This window comes from Arthrobacter sp. 05T423 (assembly GCF_056396245.1).
In genome coordinates this window covers 1-747 of the sequence record NZ_JBFTLC010000101.1, presented here as the reverse complement: position 1 = coordinate 747, position 747 = coordinate 1, and the positions used below count along the sequence as shown (strand labels likewise).

Here is a 747-nt window from a genome sequence, read left to right as displayed (position 1 = left end):
CTCCACACCACGCTCGAAAACAGGCTCTAAGCACTAAGACACAGCGGCGTCGACCGCGGCACCGCCATCATCCGCCGCTACCCAACCCAACCACAAGGCCGTTTTCTCAATTCCACAACGCCGCGGAGCGGCTCCGCAGCTCGAAACCCCGGTGCCTCAAAACGCTAGGGTTTCGAGACGGAACAGGCAGTTGCAGTTGACCCCCGTTCAGCGCGCATGCTTACCGTGCGGGGTAAACGTGCATTGCCGTATTGATCGGGATCCGGGTGCCGCGGTCGAATGTGTAGAGCGGTGAGCAACCGGCTTAAGGGCGTGAGCCTGCGGGATCTCGAACTATCTGATCACGGGATCAACTGTGGACCGGCTGAATTTAAGGCAATCAACCATCCCGCGACTTCTGTGCCTGCTTGACGTATCTGATCCTTCCTCCCAGGAGGCCGGCACCCAAAGCGCGAACTTGCCAACTGACAATGATCCGCCCGAGGGCCTTAGCTCTGCTTCGAAGTCACCGTGCAGTCCCGGTGTCAGTGGGAGAAGTCTGCTGAGATCTCGGCGAGTGTGCGGCCCTTCGTCTCGGGCGCGAGCCGTTGCGAGAGGACTGCGCCGAGTAATGCGACGGCGGCGGCTACGACCATGGTTGGGCCCATGCCGATGTTGCTGATCGCCCATGGCAGGGCGAAGGTGCCGAGTGCGGCTCCGATGCGGCTGAAGGCCGCGGCGAAGCCCGTGCCGATGCCGCGCAGGTGG

1 protein-coding gene is annotated in these 747 nt (G+C 62.4%); it reads right to left on the bottom strand.

Annotated features, from left to right (window positions below):
* Positions 1-524: 524 nt before the first annotated feature.
* The coding region (locus tag AC1DFE_RS24080) for an MFS transporter (protein ID WP_476908336.1) at positions 525-747 on the bottom strand (223 nt) is incomplete at its 5' end.